The 17,559-nt window shown below is 70.2% G+C and carries 16 protein-coding genes and 1 pseudogene; 1 reads left to right on the plus strand and 16 read right to left on the minus strand.

Translation table 11 applies throughout. The features are described 5' to 3' along the window. Window positions 1–18 precede the first annotated feature (18 nt). The 13 genes and pseudogenes from AC27L4_RS32015 to AC27L4_RS32075 all read right to left on the minus strand — a co-directional run bounded on the left by AC27L4_RS32015 (window position 19) and on the right by AC27L4_RS32075 (window position 14,636). The gene (locus AC27L4_RS32015; RefSeq protein ID WP_487146751.1) at window positions 19–1,071 is read right to left on the minus strand and encodes an ABC transporter permease; all 1,053 of its coding nucleotides are present in this window, start codon (window positions 1,069–1,071) and stop codon (window positions 19–21) included. Window positions 1,072–1,082: 11 nt separating this feature from the next. Further along, the gene (locus tag AC27L4_RS32020) at window positions 1,083–2,597 is read right to left on the minus strand and encodes a sugar ABC transporter ATP-binding protein (protein WP_487146752.1); all 1,515 of its coding nucleotides are present in this window, start codon (window positions 2,595–2,597) and stop codon (window positions 1,083–1,085) included. Between the two features lie 84 nt (window positions 2,598–2,681). Beyond that, on the minus strand, window positions 2,682–3,842 hold the full coding sequence (locus tag AC27L4_RS32025) for a sugar ABC transporter substrate-binding protein (RefSeq protein ID WP_487146753.1): 1,161 nt from the start codon (window positions 3,840–3,842) through the stop codon (window positions 2,682–2,684). Between the two features lie 258 nt (window positions 3,843–4,100). Beyond that, window positions 4,101–5,942, minus strand: a complete 1,842-nt coding sequence (locus AC27L4_RS32030) for a heavy metal translocating P-type ATPase (protein WP_487146754.1) — start codon at window positions 5,940–5,942, stop codon at window positions 4,101–4,103. A 71-nt stretch (window positions 5,943–6,013) separates the two neighbouring features. Continuing rightward, a pseudogene (locus tag AC27L4_RS32035) lies at window positions 6,014–7,271 on the minus strand (multicopper oxidase family protein); the annotation flags it as partial. A 183-nt stretch (window positions 7,272–7,454) separates the two neighbouring features. After that, window positions 7,455–7,952, minus strand: a complete 498-nt coding sequence (locus AC27L4_RS32040; protein WP_487146755.1) for a cupin domain-containing protein — start codon at window positions 7,950–7,952, stop codon at window positions 7,455–7,457. A gap of 68 nt (window positions 7,953–8,020) precedes the next feature. Continuing rightward, entirely contained in the window at window positions 8,021–9,076 is a 1,056-nt protein-coding gene (locus AC27L4_RS32045) for an ABC transporter ATP-binding protein (RefSeq protein ID WP_487146756.1), read from the minus strand. After that, window positions 9,076–9,864, minus strand: coding sequence for an ABC transporter permease (locus tag AC27L4_RS32050; RefSeq protein WP_487146758.1), 789 nt, complete (start codon window positions 9,862–9,864; stop codon window positions 9,076–9,078). Before AC27L4_RS32050 ends, AC27L4_RS32045 begins: the two co-directional genes overlap by 1 nt. Next, window positions 9,864–10,727 (minus strand): ABC transporter permease, encoded by an 864-nt coding sequence (locus AC27L4_RS32055; RefSeq protein ID WP_487146759.1) that lies wholly within the window; start codon window positions 10,725–10,727, stop codon window positions 9,864–9,866. Before AC27L4_RS32055 ends, AC27L4_RS32050 begins: the two co-directional genes overlap by 1 nt. 90 nt (window positions 10,728–10,817) lie before the next feature. After that, the gene (locus AC27L4_RS32060) at window positions 10,818–11,873 is read right to left on the minus strand and encodes an ABC transporter substrate-binding protein (RefSeq protein ID WP_487146760.1); all 1,056 of its coding nucleotides are present in this window, start codon (window positions 11,871–11,873) and stop codon (window positions 10,818–10,820) included. 31 nt (window positions 11,874–11,904) lie between these two features. Then, window positions 11,905–12,876, minus strand: coding sequence for a PfkB family carbohydrate kinase (locus AC27L4_RS32065; RefSeq protein WP_487146762.1), 972 nt, complete (start codon window positions 12,874–12,876; stop codon window positions 11,905–11,907). After that, complete coding sequence (locus AC27L4_RS32070; RefSeq protein WP_487146764.1) at window positions 12,873–13,907, minus strand: ADP-ribosylglycohydrolase family protein; 1,035 nt, start codon at window positions 13,905–13,907, stop codon at window positions 12,873–12,875. Before AC27L4_RS32070 ends, AC27L4_RS32065 begins: the two co-directional genes overlap by 4 nt. Before the next feature lie 3 nt (window positions 13,908–13,910). Next, complete coding sequence (locus AC27L4_RS32075) at window positions 13,911–14,636, minus strand: GntR family transcriptional regulator (protein ID WP_487146765.1); 726 nt, start codon at window positions 14,634–14,636, stop codon at window positions 13,911–13,913. Window positions 14,637–14,789: 153 nt separating this feature from the next. Here AC27L4_RS32075 and AC27L4_RS32080 point away from each other — a divergent pair, with 153 nt between their 5' ends. Further along, window positions 14,790–15,140, plus strand: coding sequence for a GFA family protein (locus AC27L4_RS32080; RefSeq protein ID WP_487146766.1), 351 nt, complete (start codon window positions 14,790–14,792; stop codon window positions 15,138–15,140). A gap of 5 nt (window positions 15,141–15,145) precedes the next feature. Here AC27L4_RS32080 and AC27L4_RS32085 read toward each other — a convergent pair whose 3' ends face one another. From AC27L4_RS32085 to AC27L4_RS32095, 3 genes are all read right to left on the minus strand, one after another. Continuing rightward, window positions 15,146–15,607: a DoxX family protein gene (locus tag AC27L4_RS32085; protein WP_487146767.1), complete on the minus strand. Its 462-nt coding sequence runs from the start codon at window positions 15,605–15,607 to the stop codon at window positions 15,146–15,148. A gap of 379 nt (window positions 15,608–15,986) precedes the next feature. After that, window positions 15,987–16,436, minus strand: coding sequence for a tetratricopeptide repeat protein (locus AC27L4_RS32090; protein ID WP_487146768.1), 450 nt, complete (start codon window positions 16,434–16,436; stop codon window positions 15,987–15,989). Window positions 16,437–16,478: 42 nt separating this feature from the next. Continuing rightward, window positions 16,479–17,444 carry an MBL fold metallo-hydrolase gene (locus tag AC27L4_RS32095; protein WP_487146769.1) on the minus strand — a complete coding sequence of 322 codons (966 nt, stop codon included), beginning with the start codon at window positions 17,442–17,444 and terminating at the stop codon, window positions 16,479–16,481. Window positions 17,445–17,559 lie beyond the last annotated feature (115 nt).

Here is a 17,559-nt window from a genome sequence, read left to right on the forward strand (position 1 = left end):
GCGACGGCTCCCGGCCGCTCAGACCTTGGACATCTTGCGCCGGCGCCACTGGTCGAAGACGACGACCAGCACCACGACGACGCCCTGGGCGATGCGCTGGTAGAACGGGCTGACGCCGAGCAGGTTGAGGCCGTTGCCGAGCACGCCGACCAGCATCGCGCCGATCAGCGAGCCGATGACGCCGCCCTCGCCGCCGAACAGGTTGGTGCCGCCGATGACGACGGAGGCGATGGAGCGCAGTTCCTCGCCCTCGGCCAGCAGGGCGTTGGCGGCGCTGAGCCGCGCCACCAGCAGCACCCCGGCGATCGAGGCCAGCAGGCCGGAGATGGCGTAGACATAGATCTTGGTGCGGCCGATCGAGATACCGCACACCCTCGCCGCCTCCCGGTTGCCGCCGACGGCGTAGATCGCCCGGCCGAGCGCGGTGAAGCGCAGCACGTAGATCGCGGCGGCGGCGCAGGCCAGGGCGATGAAGATGCTCACCGGAATGCCGGCGAGATTGGCCGAGCCGAGCCAGGCGAAGGCGTCGGGCATCTCGCGGGTCGAGGACGGCCCCGGCACGGACTGCCCGCCGGTGGTCAGCAGGGCGACGCCGCGGAACACCTGCATGGTGCCGAGCGTGGCGATGAAGTCCGGGATCTTGAAGGTGGAGATGATCCAGCCGTTGAGGATGCCGGCGAGGAGGCCGACCGAGAGGCCGACGCCGATGCAGACGGGGATCGGCAGGTAGCCGAAATCGACCCCGAACAGCACCAGCGGCGCGGTGAGCAGCACCGCCGTGGTCGCCGAGGCGAAGGCGGCGATCGCCGCCACGGACAGGTCGATGCCGCCGGTGAGGATGGCGAAGGTCTGGCCGATCGCCATGATCGCCAGCGGCGCGGTCTGGCGGCCGATATTGGCGAAGTTGGCGTAGGTGGCGAATTTCGGCGAGGCGAAGGCGAGATAGCCGATCAGGGCGACGAGGGCGATCAGGGGCCCGGCCTTGAACAGCACGTCGCGCAGGGCCTGGCGCCGCTGCGAGGCCACCGCCTTGGTCGGTTGCAGGTCGGACTGCGCGGAATCGGATGCCATGGCAATGCCTGTCAGTGGGAATGGAGCAGCAGCGCTTCCTGGGAGAGCTGGTCGCGGGGCAGCTCCACCTTGATGCGGCCGCCGCGCATGACGAGGACGCGGTCCGCCAGCGCCACCAGCTCGTTGATCTCCGAGGAGATCATCAGGATCGAGGTGCCGGCTTCGATCAGCCGGCTCATGATCGCGAAGACCTCCGCCTTGGCGCCGACGTCGATGCCGCGGGTCGGCTCGTCGAAGATCAGCACCTTCGAGCCGCTCGACATCCAGCGGGCCAGGATGATCTTCTGCTGGTTGCCGCCGCTGTAGTGCAGCAGGCTCTGCGTCATCGAGGGCGGCCGGATCCGCATCATGCGGATATAGTCGGCGCTCTCGCGCTTCTCGCGGTTGAGGTCGAGGGCGGAGAGCATCGCCCGGTCCGCGAGCCAGGCGAGGCTGAGGTTGGGGGCGATCGGCTGCATCGGCACCAGGCTCTGGCGCCGGTCGCGCGAGAGCAGGCCCACCCCGGCGGCGATCGCATCGGCAGGACTGTGGTTGCCGAGCCGGACGCCGCCGACCTCCACGGCGCCGCCCTCCATCGGCGTCAGCCCGAAGATGGCGCCGGCCAGATCCGCCTGCCCGGCCCCCATCAGGCCGTAGACGCCGAGGATCTCGCCGCGCCGCAGGGCGAAGGACACGCCCTTGAGCGCGCGGCCGGACACGAGGTTGTCGACGCGCAGCACCGTCTCCCCGGCGATCGCGCCCTCGAATTTCGGGAATTGCTGGTCGAGCGTCCGGCCGACCATGAGGCCGACGATCTTCTCCTGGCTGGCTTCCGACACCGGCAGCGAGGCCGCGACCTCGCCGTCGCGCAGCACGGTGATGCGGTCGGAGATCGCCATGATCTCCGAGAGGTTGTGCGAGATGTAGACGATGCCGTGGCCATCGGCCTTGAGCTGGCGGATGACGTCGAACAGCCGGCTCCTTTCGCTGTCCGACAGCGCCGAGGTCGGCTCGTCGAACAGGATGATCCTCGGCGCGCGCTCGAGGACGCGGGCGATCTCGACCAGTTGTTGCTCGGCCACCTCCAGCTTGCGGACCGGCATGCGCGGGTCGACGTCGACGCCGAGCCGGGCGAAGGCGGCGCGCGCCTTCTCGTGGGCGCCGCGCCAGTCGACGGCGCCGAAGCGCCGGGGCAGCCGGCCGAGATAGATGTTCTCCGTCACCGACAGGGCCGGCACCAGGCTCAGTTCCTGGTGCACCAGGCCGATGCCGTACTCGGCCGCCTCGAACCGCGCGGGAACCGCCCTGCCTCCGACCGTCATGGTGCCGGAGGTCGCCTCATATTCGCCGGCGATGATCTTCATCAGCGTCGACTTGCCGGCGCCGTTCTCGCCCATCAGGGCGTGGACCTCCCCGGCGCGGATGTCGAGCGACACGGCGCGCAGGGCAACGTTGCCGGGAAAGGTCTTGCCGATCGCCTCGAGCGCGAGCAGCGGCGCGGTGTCGCCGCCGGGATGCGGCGGGACGCGTACGGGCGAGGCAGCCATCGGGACGGCTCCGTGCAGCGGGTCGGATCGCATTGAAGGAAGGCGGGGCCACGGCGTTCGCGCCGCGGCCCCGCCGTCAGGTCGTCACTTCTTGCAGCTGGCGCGCAGCCCCTTCCAGTCGATCTGCTCGAGCTTCGGGTCCGGATAGAACTGGCGGGCATTGTCGATGTAGACGGTGCGCGGCCGGATGTCGAAGACCTTGGGCGCCTCGAGCTTGCAGGCGATCTCGACAGCGATCTTGGTGCCGTACCAGCCCCAGTCGGCGAAGCCGTGGGTGGTCTCGGCGATCAGCTTGCCTTCGGCGATGCGGTCGACGGATTCAGGCGTGACGTCGTTGGTGAAGATCGCGACCTTGTCGTCGCCGGTCTTCGGACCGTCCGCGGCGGTCTCCAGCCGCTTGGCGTTCTGGGCGGCGAGCATCGCGCCGAGGCCCATCTCGTTCGAGGCCGCCCAGATGAAGTCGATGTCGCCGTTGGCCTGCAGGAAGTCCTCGGCGCAGTTGGCGCCCTTCTCGCGCTTCCAATCGCCGGCGCAAGGGGCGCCGACGATCTCGATGCCCGGGAAGTCCTTGAGCACGTTGCGGAAACCGGCAAGGCGCGTGTTGGAGAAGAAGTTGCCGGCCACGCCCTCGATGATGACGCCCTTGGCCTTGATGCCGGCCTTCTGCTCCGGCGAGAGCTTCTCGAAGGCCGCCTTCCAGAAGGCACGGTCGAGATAGGTGTCGGGCTTGACGTCGATCTTGTCGCCGGCGCCGAGCACGCCCGGCCCGCCGAAATAGTCGACCACCGCCGAGGCGCTGACTTCGGCCGCGATGGTGTTGTCGTAGCCGATATAGCTGTCGACTTCGACGCCCTCGACCGGCTCGAGCAGGTTGACGATGATGACGCCGATGCCGGCCTCCTTGGCGCGCCGCAGGGCCGGCTTCACCGAGTTCACGTCGGCCGGCGACACGGCGATCACGTCGACCTGGCGCTGGATCAGGTCGTCGACCGCGTTGACCTGTTGGGCGATGTCGTGGCCTTGGCCTGTGGACGTGACGATCTTGACGTCGAAGCCGTTCTTGCTCGCCTCGGCCGCCGACTTCTCGAAGAAATCCGTAGCCGTCTTGAACACGCCGGACACGTCCGGCGGCGCCCAGCCGATCGTCACCTGGACGGGTGCGTCCTGGGCCAGCGCGCCGGGGGCGGCGGCAAGCAGAGCGAGCGGCGCGGCGGCGATCGCCAGCGCCCGGTACAGTCGGGTCATCGTTTCCTCCCTTGGTGCGTCTTCTGACCACCCGCCGTCACTGTGGCCAGCGACGATACCTATGTCAACATAGGCGGATGTCCTGACAAGTTGGTTTGTCGTGCAACGACGACCGAATCGCGCGGGCGGCCTCGCGACGCCGGGACGGGATGGGACGTTCCGTCGCGGGCAAGGCGGCGCCATCGCGACCGGCAAAACCGGATTGCCCGGCCAGCGGCCGACGCCATCCTACCGCCGGCGTCGCGGCCAGGGGGCGCTTCAGCGCAGCGCCCGGAGCGCGTTGAGGATCACGGCGATGTCGATCGCCTCCTGCAGCAGGGCGCCCTGCACCGGCGGCAGGTAGCCGAGCGCAGCGACGATCATCGCGCCGACCGACAGGCCGAGGCCGACGATCACGCTCTGCAGGGCGATCCCGCGGGTGCGATGGGCGACGCCGATCGCCTTGGCCAGGGGCGCCAGCGCATCGACCAGCAGCACGACGCCCGCCGCCTCCGAGGAGGCGGCGGCGCCGCGCGCGCCCATGGCGACGCCGACGCTGGCCGCGGCGAGCGCCGGCGCGTCGTTGACGCCGTCGCCGACCATCATCACCGGCGCGGCTTCGGCTTCCCGGCGCACGGCAGCGAGCTTGTCCTCCGGCGCAAGGTCGCCCAGCACCGCATCGACGCCGAGGCTGCGGCCGACGCGCGCGGCGATGTCGGCGCGGTCGCCCGAGGCCAGCACGATCCTGTCGATGCCGGCCGCCCGCAGGGCGGCGAGCGTCTGCCCCGCGTCTTCGCGCAGCCGGTCCTCGAGCACGATGATGCCGGCCGTCTCGCCGCCGATCGCCACTGCGACGGTCATCGCCCCGGCCGGCACGCCGTCGTGCAGGCTGTAGGGATCGACGCCGGCGCTGCGGTCGCGCACGAAGCCGTCGCCGCCGACGATCACCGGCACGCCCTCGACCAGGCCCTCGACACCGGTGCCGGCGGTCTCGCGCGCCTGCTCCGGCGGCGACAGGGCGAGGCCGCGCGCCCGCGCCTCCTTGATGAGCGCCGTCGCCACCACGTGGCTCGACGCCTGGTCCAGGCTGGCGGCCAGGCGCAGCACTTCGTCGGCGGAGCGCCCGGCCACCGTCCGCACCTCGGTCACCGCCGCCTCGCCGCGGGTCAGCGTGCCGGTCTTGTCGATCAGCGCGGTGCGGATGTTCGCCATCGCCTCGAGCGCGCCGCCATCCTTGACGAGAACACCCATGCGCGCCACCCGCGACATGCCCGAGATGATCGCAACGGGCACGGCCAGGATCAGCGGGCAGGGCGTTGCCACCACCAGCACCGCCAGCACCCGCACCGGCTCGTGCGAGAACAGCCAGGCCGCGCCCGCCATGGCGAGGGTGAGGACGAGGAAGCCGATGGCATAGCGGTCGGCGAGACGCATCATCGGCGCCTTGCTCGCCTGCGCCGCCTCGACCAGCCGCACCACGCCGGCATAGGTGCTCTCCGCCGCCGGGCGGGTCGCGACCAGATCGAACGGTGCGCCGACTGAGGTTGCCCCGCTGAGCGCCTCCCCGCCTTCGGAGGCGGCCTCCGGCCGGGACTCGCCGGTGAGCGCCGACAGGTCGAGCATGGCTCCCTCCCCGGCGACGCGGCCGTCGACCGGCAGGACCTCGCCGTGGCGGATCAGCAGCCGGTCCCCCGGAGTGATCTCCGTGATGTCCGTCTCCTCCAGCGCATCGCCGCGATAGCGCATCGCAGTGCGGGCGACGCGCCCGAGCAGCGCGGTCATCTCCCGCTGCGCCCGGCGCTGCGCAAACGCCTCCAGCAACTGCCCGCCGGAATACATCAGCGCCACGACATTGCCGGCCAGGGGTTCGCCGAAGGCGAGGGCCGCCGACATCGACAGGGCGGCGACCACGTCCAGTCCGACATCGCCGCGGCGCAGCGACGCGACGATCTGCACCAGCAGCGCCGCCAGCACCGGCAGGATCGCCAGCGACCAGGCGAGGTGCGCTGCGCCGGGTCGGTCGGTCCAGGCGAGAAGCCCACCGGCGGCCAGGCCCGCAATGGCCACCGCCACCAGCCCGATATCCCGCCGCGCCACCAGAGAATGCCACACGCCTGCCATCGCCCGCCCCGATCGGATCAGCCTCCGGCGGAGCAGCGCCTGCGTGGACGCCGCTCCGCCGCCCTCACCGGCTACACGAGGTAGCCGACATACGCCATCATGCCCGTCGCCATGTGATAGAGATGGTGGCAATGCAGCGGCCAGCGGCCGGGATTGTCCGCGTCGAAGGCGATGACGACGCCGGCCGTCGGCGGCACCAGGACGGTGTCGCGCACCGCCCCCGCCACGGCCTCGCCGTTGATGCCGACCACCTGGAAGTGATGGCCATGCAGGTGCATCGGATGCGCCATCGTCGACATGTTGCGCATCGCGACCTCCACCCGCTCGCCGGCTTCACCGCCATCTCCTCGCCGCCGGCGATAACCCCAGCGATAGCCCGCCATGCTCCCCGTGAGCGTCAGGGCGAAGCGGCGGTCCGCCGGACGGGACGCCAGCGGCGTCACGGCGCCGAGGCTCCGCTCGAGGTCGAGCCCGACGATCGGCCCCCTGCCCTCGCCCGGCACCGCCAGGCGTTCGATCCTCGCCCCCGCCGACGCCAGGATGACGCCGGCGCGCTCGGGCTGCCTTCGCGGAGCGCCAGGATCGGATAGGCACCGCCTTCGCGCGGCAGCGTGACGCGGATGTCGAGACGCTGGCCCATGGAGACAGGGAAGGTTCGACCGGCGACAGGCCGGACCTCGCAGCCGTCGACCGCGATCAGTTCGCCGGCCAGCGCGCCGGTGTCGATGGCGAAGGCCGTCGCCGTCGCGCCATTGATGACGCGCAGGCGGACGCGGCCGCCCTTCTCCACCGTCACGACCTGCGGACCATCGAGCGTGCGATCATTGGCGAGGTACGCGTCATAGGCGATGTCGTTGAGATCCATTCCGGCCATGCCCGGCATCGACATGCCGGGCATCGACATGTCGGCGGAGCCGTGTTCCTGCATCATCCCGCCCAGGGCCCCATGCCCCATCGCGGCATGCCGCCCGCGGACGAGGCCGTGAGCCTGGCCAGCAGGTCCTCCGGCGGGGTGAAGGAAAAGTCGTGCAGCAGGATCACGGCGTCCGGCTTATCCCGTCGCCGGTCCGCCGCCGTGTGCACGATCAGCGGCGCTGCCAGCGGGCTCTGCTCCTGCAGCGTATGCGCATGCATCCAGTGCGTCCCGCCTGGACCGGCGGGGAAAGCGTAGCTGCGGCTCTCGTCCGGCTTGAGCAGGGCGGCGGGGTTGTCCGGCACGCCGTCCTGTGGCCAGGGCGGCGTCAGGCCGTGCCAGTGGATCAGGGTCGGCGCATCCATGCGGTTGGCGAGCGCGACGTCGAAGCTCGCCTCCGCATCGAGCGTCAGGCCGACGGCGGCCAGGGCGCGGGCATGAAGCCTCAGCGCATGTATCGCCAGTTGCAGGAGACAGCGGCCTGAGGCCAGGAGGGGGGGGCGTCGTGCGCCCCCCGGATCACTCGACGCCGGCTCGCAGCTCGGCGCCGGCCCCGGCACGCGAGTCCCTCATGCACCGGCAACCTGCACGGCTTGCCTCTACCCCGTCTCCTCCCCGTCCCAGTAGCCGCGCATTGCGGCCATGTCGAAGATGTCGGCCTGGCGGCGCAACGCCCTCACCGACACCTTGTTCGAGTCCGGATAGACGCAGACTTCCGCGGGATTGCGCTCGCCGATCATCAGGTAGCGGCAGGGGCCGGCGCCGCTGTTCAGGAAGGCATGGCCGACCGGCAAGCCGGCGGGGAAGCAGACATAGTCGCCGGCCGTCATCTCGTGGCGCTCCTCGTCGAGGCGCAGGGTGAGCCGGCCTTCGAGGATGTAGACATGCTCCTCCTCAAGGACGTGATAATGCGCCGGCGCGCTCTGCATGCCCGGCGCAAGCTCCTCGACGGCGACGCCGACGCGCCGGTCCTCGCCGAGCGCCGCCCGGCTCAGGGCCCGGACGCGCCGGCCGAAGCGCGGCACCTCGGACCAGTCCTCCCACGCCAGGTCGCGCTCGGAGATCGGCTTCGGCGGCATGGCTGTCGGCGCTGGCATGTCGGGCTCCTCCGCGGCACGGGAGCATTCGAGACCAGGCCCCTCCGCGACGCAAGCCGGATGCGGCCTTACGCCGACAGCAGCACCGTGCTCTCCGGCGACCAGCTCAGCACCACCTCCTGGCCTTCGCCCAGCCGGGCCTGGCCGCTGTTTTGCACCAGCACCTTGATCGTCTCGCCGGCGCGATCGACGAAATAGGTGCTGGAATTGCCGGCGAAGATGCGCCGGGCCACCCGTCCGCTCAGGCTGTTGCCGCCGCCTGCCGGCTCCGGCGCGGGTGCGATGCGGATGCGCTCCGGCCTCACCGCGCAGACCGCCCGGCCGCCGGCCGCCGCGGCTCCGGACCGGGCGGCGATCGGCGTCCCGTCGGCGAGGCGGATGCCGTTGCCGGTCGCCTCGCCGCGCAGGATGTTGGCGTCGCCGAGGAAGGTGGCGGCAAACTCACTCCGCGGATTGTCGTAGATGTCCTCGGGCGGGCCCTCCTGCACCAGCCGCCCGTCGCGCAGGATGCCGATGCGGTCGCTCATGGTCAGCGCCTCGTCCTGGTCGTGGGTGACGAAGATGGTGGTGATGCCGATCTCGCGCTGGATGCGCTTGAGCTCGATCTGCATGTCGACGCGCAGCGCCTTGTCGAGCGCCGAGAGGGGCTCGTCGAGCAGCAGCACGCGCGGCCGCGTGACGATGGCGCGGGCCAGGGCCACGCGCTGGCGCTGGCCGCCGGACAATTGATGCGGCCGGCGCCCGCCGAGCTTGCCGAGCTGGACCAGGTCCAGTGCCCGCTGCACCGCCGTCTCGATGGCCGCCCTGGGCTCGCCGCGCACCGACAGCCCGAAGGCGATGTTGTCGGCGACGCTCATGTTCGGGAACAGCGCATAGTTCTGGAACACCATGCCGATGCGCCGCTTCTCCACCGGCACCCGCTCCACGCCTTCGCCGCCGATGATCAGGCGGCCGGAATCTGGGAAGTCGAAGCCGGCGATCATCCGCAGCAGCGTGGTCTTGCCGCTGCCCGAAGGCCCGAGCAGGGCGTAGAAGCCACCGTCGGGAAAGACGATCGAGACCTCGTCGAGCGCCCTGTGCGCGCCGAAGCTGCGCGAAACCTTCTCGACCACGACCTCGGCCATTACCTCTCTCCCCCGAACCTGAAGAAGCGCGCCGTCAGCAGCATCAGCCCCATCGAGACCGCGATGATGATGGTGGACACGGCGTTGATCTCCGGCGTGAAGCCCTTGCGGATCGCCGCGTAGATCTCGACCGGCAGCGTCGCCTGCCCCGGCGTCGACAGGAAATACGACACCACGAACTGGTCGAAGGACACGGCGAAGGCGAACAGCGCGCCGGCGATGACACCGGGCATGATCCAGGGCAGCGTCACCCGCCGCGTCACCTGCCACTGGCTGGCGCCGAGCGAGCGGGCGGCCTCCTCCAGGTCCGGCGCGAAGGTCTGCAGGCGCGCCGAGACGACGACGATGACATAGGGCAGTGCCAGCGCCACATGCCCGAGCAGGATCGCATGCAGGCCGCGGCCGATGCCGACGCCGAAGAAGAAGATCAGCATGGCCGTGCCGGTGATCAGCCAGGGAATGGCGATCGGCGGGAACAGCAGGGCCTGCAGCAGTTTCTTGCCGCGGAATTCGTAGCGGAACAGCGCCAGCGATGCCGCCGTGCCGAGCACCGTCGCGATCGCGGTGGCGATGAAGGCGATCTCCAGGCTGTTCCAGGTCGCGGCCAGGAGCTGCGCGTTGCCCGACAGCTGCACGTACCAGCCTGTCGTCCACTCGAAGGGCAGCTGGTAGAAGGGCGAGGCGTTGAACGACATCAGCGCCATGATGGCGATCGGCAGGTAGAGGAAGGCGAGCAGCAGCCCGACATAGAAGCGGCCGAGGCCCCGGAGCAGGCGGGTGGTCGACATCAGGCGCGCCTCCGCATCACCGGCGCCGCCACGGCGAGGATGACCAGCACCACCGCCAGCAGGATGAAGGACAGCGCCGCGCCCAGCGGCCAGTTGAAGACGGCGACGAACTGGTCCTCGATGACGGTGCCGTAGAAGGTGCCGGTGCGCCCGCCGAGGATGCGCGGCTCCATGAACGAGCCGACGACCGGCACGAAGATCAGCACCGCGCCCGCCACCAGCCCGGGCATGGACAGCGGCACGATCAGGCGGCGCAGCACCTGCAGCCGCGAGGCGCCGAGCGAGCGGGCCGCCTCGATCAGGGAATCGTCGATCGCCTGCAGCGTCAGATAGCAGGTCAGCACCATGTAGGGCACGTAGGAATGCACCAGGCCGATGATGACCGCCGGGTAGGAATACATCAGGTCGATGCTGACCTTGAACGGCAGCACCGCGTTCAGCGCCGTATCGAGGATGCCGCCCTCGCGCAGCACCATGGCCCAGGAGAAGATGCGCACCAGCCCGTTCGACCAGAACGGCAGGATCACCAGGAGGAAGATCGCCTCGCGAGCCCGGCCCTTCAGCACCTTGGCGAGGACATAGGCGGCGGGAAAGCCGATCACCGCGCACCACGCCGTGACTTCGAGCCCCAGCCGCAGCGACGCCCCCAGCAGGGTCGGATAGAGCGTCGAGGAGAAGAAGGCCGTGTAGTTCTTGAGCGTGAAGGACCACGCCTTGCCGGAGAGCGGCAGGCCGGTCATGACCGAAAAGAAGGCCATGGCCGAGAGCGGCAGGAAGATCGCCACGGTCAGCCAGAGATAGGCCGGCGCCAGCAGCGGCAGCGCCGGTGCCAGGCCGCCACGCGCGATGGATCGCGTCGCCATGCCAGTCCTCCCGTCGGTCATGCCCGCCGGCTCGGTGGGCGGACGACCCCGCTTCCCGGCGGCGCCTGCGGGCCGCCGGGCAAGCGCGGCTCACTTCACGTCGACCTTGAGCTCCTGCCAGGCCGCGAGATAGGCCTCGCGCTGCGCATCGGTGATCGGCGCCTGGAACTGGATGCGCTCGGCCACCTTCGGGTCGCCCATGACCTTGCGGTTGAAGGCGTCTTCCGGCAGGGCCGCCACCGCCTTGGGGTTGGCCGAGACCGGCGCCCCGACCTTGGTCACCCATTCGACGTAGAAGGCCGGGTCGATCATGTAGTTGATGAAGGCCGTCGCGCCGTCGACGTTCTTGGCGTCGGCCGGGATGGAAAAGGCGTCGAGCCAGGCCACGGCGCCCTCCTGCGGGATCACCAGCGTGACCGGCAGCTTGAACTGCGTCCTGGCGCGGTCGGCCGAGCCGCTCCAATAGGTGCCGACGTCGATCTGGTTGGACGCCACCATCTGGTTCCAGTCGTTCTCGGAGCTCCAGAAGGTGCGGATCTGCGGCATCAGCGAGGCCAGCTTCGCTTTCACCGCATCCATGTCCTTGATGTCGTTGATGTTCTGGCCCGATGCGATCGCGCCGAACTGGATCGCCTCGACGGCGTCGTCGCGGATGACGACCCGGCCCTTGTGGGCGGGATCCCACATCACCGAAATGCTGGTCGGCGGCCTGTCGAAGGCCTTGTCGTTCACGGCGATGGCGGTCAGGCCCCAGACCCACGGCACGCCGAACACCTTGCCGTCACGGTTCAGCATGGGCGAGGCCGCCTTGTCCGGGCTGATGTCGGCGTAGTTGGCGATCTTCGCGGTGTCGATCGGCTGGACCAGGTTCTCGGCCAGCGCCTGCCCGGTGAAGGCGGCGTTGATCATCACCACGTCGTAGAGGCCGGGATTGGTGCGCAGCTTGGTCAGCATCTCCTGTTCGGAGTTGAAGAAGTCGTTGATCACCTTGTGGCCCGTCGCCTTCTCGAAGGCTGCCACCGCCCACGGCTCGTCCGCGCCGTAGCCCTTCCAGTTGAGCACATGCAGCTCGGCCGCGCCGGCCGAGACGGCGAAGGCGGACACCAGGGCGCTGGTCGCCGCCAGCATTGCAGTCAATCTGCGCATGATCGTTCCTCTCCCTTGTCTGTCGATCGCGTCAGGCCGTCCTTGTCCTGCGGTCCCGATCGCTTGGTCCCGCGCCGCCCCTGGCTGCGAGGAAGGTGCTGATTTCGGCGTCGGTCGGCGCCGACGAGCCGCCGTGCCGGGTCACCGAGATGGCGGCGGCCGCATTGGCATAGCGCGCGGCCTCGAAGGGGTGTTCGCCGCGCGCGAGCGCGCTGACGAAGGCGCCGATATGGGTGTCGCCGGCGCCATTGGTGTCGACCGCCGCCACGGCGAAGCCCGGCAGGGTCGCCGAGCGCCCGTCGCGCAGCCGCACATGGGCGCCGGCCGCGCCGGAGCGGATAACCAGGCCGGCGGCGCTCGGGCAGTGCCGGGCGAGCAGCAGCTCGGCATTGGCCGCGACATCCGGCGCGCCGGCGATGATCCGGGCCTCCGCGGCGTTGCAGCTCAGCCAGGTCGCGCGGGCCAGCACCCGCGCCAGGATCGGCCCGGGGATTTCCGACACGACCGGGGTCGGGTCGAACACGAAGGCGGCGCCCTCCGGCAACGCCTCGATCCAGTCGGCCAGGGCGTCGCGGCTGCCGGGGTAGCTCAGGGTGTAGCCGGAGGTGAACACCCAGTCCGAAGCCTCGACGACGACCGGCGCGAAATCGGCGAGGCCGAGCACGCCCTCGGCGCCGGGCCAGGACACGAAGGTGCGCTCGGCGTCGGCGGTCACCAGCACGACGCAGTTGCCGCTGTCCATGGCCGGGGCCGGCGGGGTCAGCGCCGCGATGCCTTCTCGCGCCAGGACCCGGCGCAGCAGGTCGCCGTTCGGGCCGGTGCCGTGCCGGCCGGCGAAGACCACGGTCATGCCGGTGCGGCCGGCGGCGACCATCATGTTGAAGCCGCCGCCGGCGACCTCGTCGTAGCTCGCGGCGATCTTCTCGGTTCCCGGCGCGGGCAGGCTGTCGAGGCGGTAGACATGGTCGACCACCACGCTGCCGGCGTGAACGAGGCGGCTCACGCCGCGCCTCCCGCGGGCTGCGCCGCGGCAAAGCGCGCGGCGACGAGATCGGCCGCCAAGGCCCGGACCGCGGCGAGGTCGAGGCCCTTCAGCCCGGCGACATGGCGTTCGGGCAGCGCCGCCATGCCGGTGCAGGCCGCGGCCATGCCCGCCGCGATGGCGCCGATCGTGTCGGTGTCGCCGCCGAGATTGGCGCTGATCACCGCCGCCTGCCAGGGGTCGCCCTCGGCCACCTCCAGAACGGCGAAGGCCGCCGGCACGGATTCCCGGCTCGCCACGCCGGTGCCGACCCGGCCGGCGATCAGCTCGATCGCCTCCTCCGCCGGCTTGCCGCGCACGAGGCCGCAGGCCCAGGCGATGCGGGCGGCGATGTCGACGCTGTCGATCCGCCGCCCCTGCCGGGCGCCGAGCTCGGCCGCGGCCGAAGCGCCGGCGGCGGCATCGCGCCAGTCGCCGCCGGCGATGCCGCGGCTGATCGCGGCGGCCACGGCGGCGGCGGCGGCGATCGCGGCCGATGTGTTGTGCGTGGCCCGGCACGTCTCGGCGACCCTGGCGACCAGGGCGTCGAGCGGCGCCGGCGGCATGCTGATGCCGACCGGCGCGATGCGCATGGCCGCGCCGTTGGTGTCGCCGGCGAGGCCCGCCTCCTCCGGCGCCGTACCCGCATTGATGGCGTCGATGGCGCGCTTGGTCGAGGGGCCGAGCAGGTCGTAGCTGCCGCGCGCCTTGACGTCGCTCTCCCAGCCGACCAGCGCGTCGACCCAGCGCTTGTGGTCGAAGCCGGCGCCGGACTCGAGCAGGATGCGGCCGAGCAGCAGCGTCTGCTCGGTGTCGTCGGTAATCGCTCCCGCCGGCAGGCCTTTCGACACGGGGTGCTCGTCCGAGGGCGCGACGAAACGGTCGACGAAGCCGTAGGCCGCACGGATCTCGGCCGGCGACAGGAGCTGCGTCGGCATGCCCAGCGCGTCGCCGAGGGCGCCGCCGATCAGCGTCGCCACGGCCCGGTCCGTCGCCATTCCCCGCCCCGACATGGTTCAGAACTCCAGATGCAGCGCGAAATGCGCCGGGTTGAGCAGGCTGGTGACGTATTCGATCAGCCGCTCGTCGGCGGCGCGGGTCACCCGCCGGGTGCGCAGGAACGGCGCTCCCGCGGCGCATCCCAGGATGGCGGCGTCCTCGGCGCAGAGCATTTCGATGTCGACCCACTCCTCGCCATGGTCGGGCACGAGCCCGGCGCCGCGCAGTGTCTGGTGCAGCGAGCCCTCGCGCAGCCCCTTGAGCGGGATTTCCTCCAGCTCGGGCGACAGCGGCAGGCGGCTGCGCTCGATCGAGATGGCATGGCCGTCGCCGGCATGGCTGCGCACCCGGTCGACGGCGATGAAGGCAGGATTGTCCAGGGCGAAGCGCGCGGCGAGATCGATGTCCTCGATCACCTCGAGCCGCAGCGTGCGGGTCTGGGCATTGGCGCCGGCATCCGCCAGGGCCCGCGACCAGCCGATGGCGTCGTCGACCGTCTTGCCGTCGAAGGTGACGAAGGAACCGATGCCGACCCTGGTTGTGATCAGGCCGCGGCTCGACAGCTCCTCGAGGCCCTTGCGCACGGTGTTGCGGCTGACCGCGAAGCGCTGGACGAGCTCGCTCTCGCTCTGCAGCCGTTCGCCGAAGCCGAGCGCGCCGGAGCGGATCTCGCGCTCCAGGACCGTCGCGATCTGCTCGGGCTTGCCGGTTCCCGGCGAGGAGGCGGTCGCGCGTCGCACCATATTCATACCTGTTCAGTGAACCTGTATAACCCTGTTCAATAAATCGTCGAAGCCGTCCTGTCAACGATGCTGTCGTGCGTCGGTCGCCTTGCCGATGCCGCTTGCCGGATGTATGCCTTTGACGCGAACACATCAGGAACAAAGGAGGCGAAGTTGGGCTATGACGGAAGCTGCCATTGCGGCGCGGTGACCTTCAGCATCGCGACGGACCCGCCGGCCGAGGCGATGACCTGCAACTGTTCACGCTGCCGGCGCACGGGCGTGATGCTCGCCTTCGTGCCGGTGTCCGCCTTCACCCTGACCGCGGGGGAGGAGGCGCTGGCCAACTACCGGTTCAACACGCACCGGATCCGCCACCGCTTCTGCCGCCATTGCGGCGTCCAGCCCTTCGCGGAGGGGGTGATGCCCGACGGCACGCCGATCCGCGCCGTCAATCTGCGCGCCGTGCCGTCGGTCGATATCGATGCGCTGACGCTGAGGCACTTCGACGGAGCGAGCGTCTGAAGCGTTCACATGGGCAGAGGCGCCCCGCCCTCCCCTGACGGGCGGGCGCCGGGGTCGATGGTGCCGGCGCCCCGTTGCCGGGACAGCCCGGCATCGAGCGAGAGGCGCCCGGCGCCGCGGGCCCACACCACCAGGAAGGCACCGGCGAGCGCCAGATCCTTCTCGAAATGGAGGACCTGGTTGCGGTCGCCGAACGCGGTGTGGAAGATGACGGCCGTCGCCGTGCAGAAGGCGGCCAGCGCGAAGGCGGCCGGGCGCGTATGCCAGCCGGCGATCAACATGGCGCCCGCGCCGAGTTCGAGCGCGATGGCCGCCGGCAGCAGCATGAGCGGCAGGCCGAACGCGCTCATATAGCGCGCCGCCGCGCCGTAACCGCCGAGCTTGCTCATCGCTTCCGCGACGAACAGCAGGCCGAGCAGCACCCGGCCGGCCAGCTCGGCGCCGGCCCGGATATCCCATCGGGTCATGCGAGTTCTCCTTGGGTGTCGTTCACGGATAAATGAATGGATGTTTTGAGGACGCAGTGGATACGTCTCGGGCTGGGCGAGACTGGCAATCTCAGGCAATAGCGCGACGTCTGTGCCTTCCCTCCCCGGCAAGTCGGATGTTTCCGACTTGCCTTCCTTGTCTGCCCATCTCGGGAACACCCGAGATGGCTGGGCAGGGATAAAGGGTGGGGGTCGTGAAGAACTGGTCGCGCCTTATCCTACGTGACCCCCACCCCTACCCCTCCCTACAAGGAAGAAGGGGAACCGCTGGCGTCACGCCTGAAGCATTTATTCTCTCACGGCTCCTTCGGGTTGCGGCGCGCCGGGGCGCAGCGGCCGGACGCGCCGACGGGCGGCGTCACTGCGCCTTGGCGGCGGCGCCTTCGATCGCCTCCCGCAGGTCGGCGAGTTCCTCGCAGCCATTCGGGCAGAGCGTCTTCAGCTTCGCCTCGTTCAGGCGGGCATGGGCGAGGTCGCCGAGCTGCACATAGAGCTCGCCCGAATATTCGAGCGCGCCGCGATGGTTCGGATCGAACTCGAGCGCCTTCTGGTAGAAGGTCATCGCGGTTTTGGTATCGCCGCTCTTGCGCAGGCTATAGCCCAGCAGGTTGTAGACGTCGGCGTGCTGGACGCCATGGTCGATCATGCCGTTCAGCTCGGCGATCGCCGCCTTGTAGTCGTTGGCCTTGATCAGCGCCCGTACGGTGCCGAGATCCGGCGCATCCGTGGAGGTGGCGGTGTCGACGGCCAGGGCCGGCGAGCCGGCGACGAGCGAGGCGGCGACGAGAAGGAAGCACAGGCGGTTCATCGATCGGTTCCTTGCGATGGAGGAGAGAAAGTCCGGTGGCCCTCACGCCATGTCCGGAACGAAGGCATAGGCGGCGCCGTCCCTGGCGAAGACGCCGGCGCCGGGGAACGGAAAATGCGCGCCGCACACATGCAGCCTGTCGGCGACCGCGCGGTCGAGCAGCTTGCGGCGCGTCTCGACCGCGAGCGGGCCGTCCTGATCGTAGGCGCCCTGCCAGTCCGGGTGCGGGGCGAGGAGCGCCGGCACATAGGCCACGTCGTTGGAGATCAGCAGTTGCTCGCTGCCCGACGACAGGAGGAAGGCCGAATGCCCCGGCGTATGGCCCGGCGTCTTGAGCAGTCGGACGCCGGGCGCGACCTCCCTCTCGTCCTCGACCAGCGTGAAGTTCTTCCAGGTCGGAAACACGGCGTTGATGCGCTGGCCGAGCCCGCGGCGCGCGTCGGGCAGCTTCTCCACCCGCCCCGGCTCGGTCCACCAGCGATACTCGGCGCCGCTCACCACCAGTTCGGCCTCGGGATAGACCGGCTTGTCTGTCCCCTTCTCCATCAGCCCGAAGATGTGATCGGGGTGGAAATGCGAGATCAGGATCGTACCGATGCCGGCCGGATCGATCCCCGCCGCGATCATGGCGCCGTGCACGCCCCAGGCCGTGGGCTGCCACTGGGCGCCCGAGCCGGTGTCGACCATGACGTGCCTGCCGCCGATGGTCAGCACCACCACGGTCAGCGGGATCGGCACGAAGGCCGTCGGCAGGCCGGCCTTGGCCAGGGCTTCCTTGGTGTCGGCGATCGAGGCGTTCTTGATGAAGGCAGGATCATGCGGCTTGGACCATTGTCCATCGTAGAGTGCCGTCACCTCGACCGAGCCGACCTTGTATTTGTGGAAGCGCGGCGGCGGCGCTGCCGGCGTCTCGGCGAGGGCGGCGGGAATGGCGATCCTGCCGCTGAAGCCGAAGGCTGCGGCAAGGGCGGATGAGGCGATGAAGGTACGGCGCGAGAGGTCTGGCATCGGAATCGCTCCATGATCGGGGAGGCGCCGGCGGAGATGCCGTGCGAGGCGCCTTGCCGGAGAAGATTCGACGGCGGCGGGCTTTATTCCGGAACCGCGTGTCCGGCACCGCGAA

Source organism: Labrys sp. Lb11 (assembly GCF_057554225.1).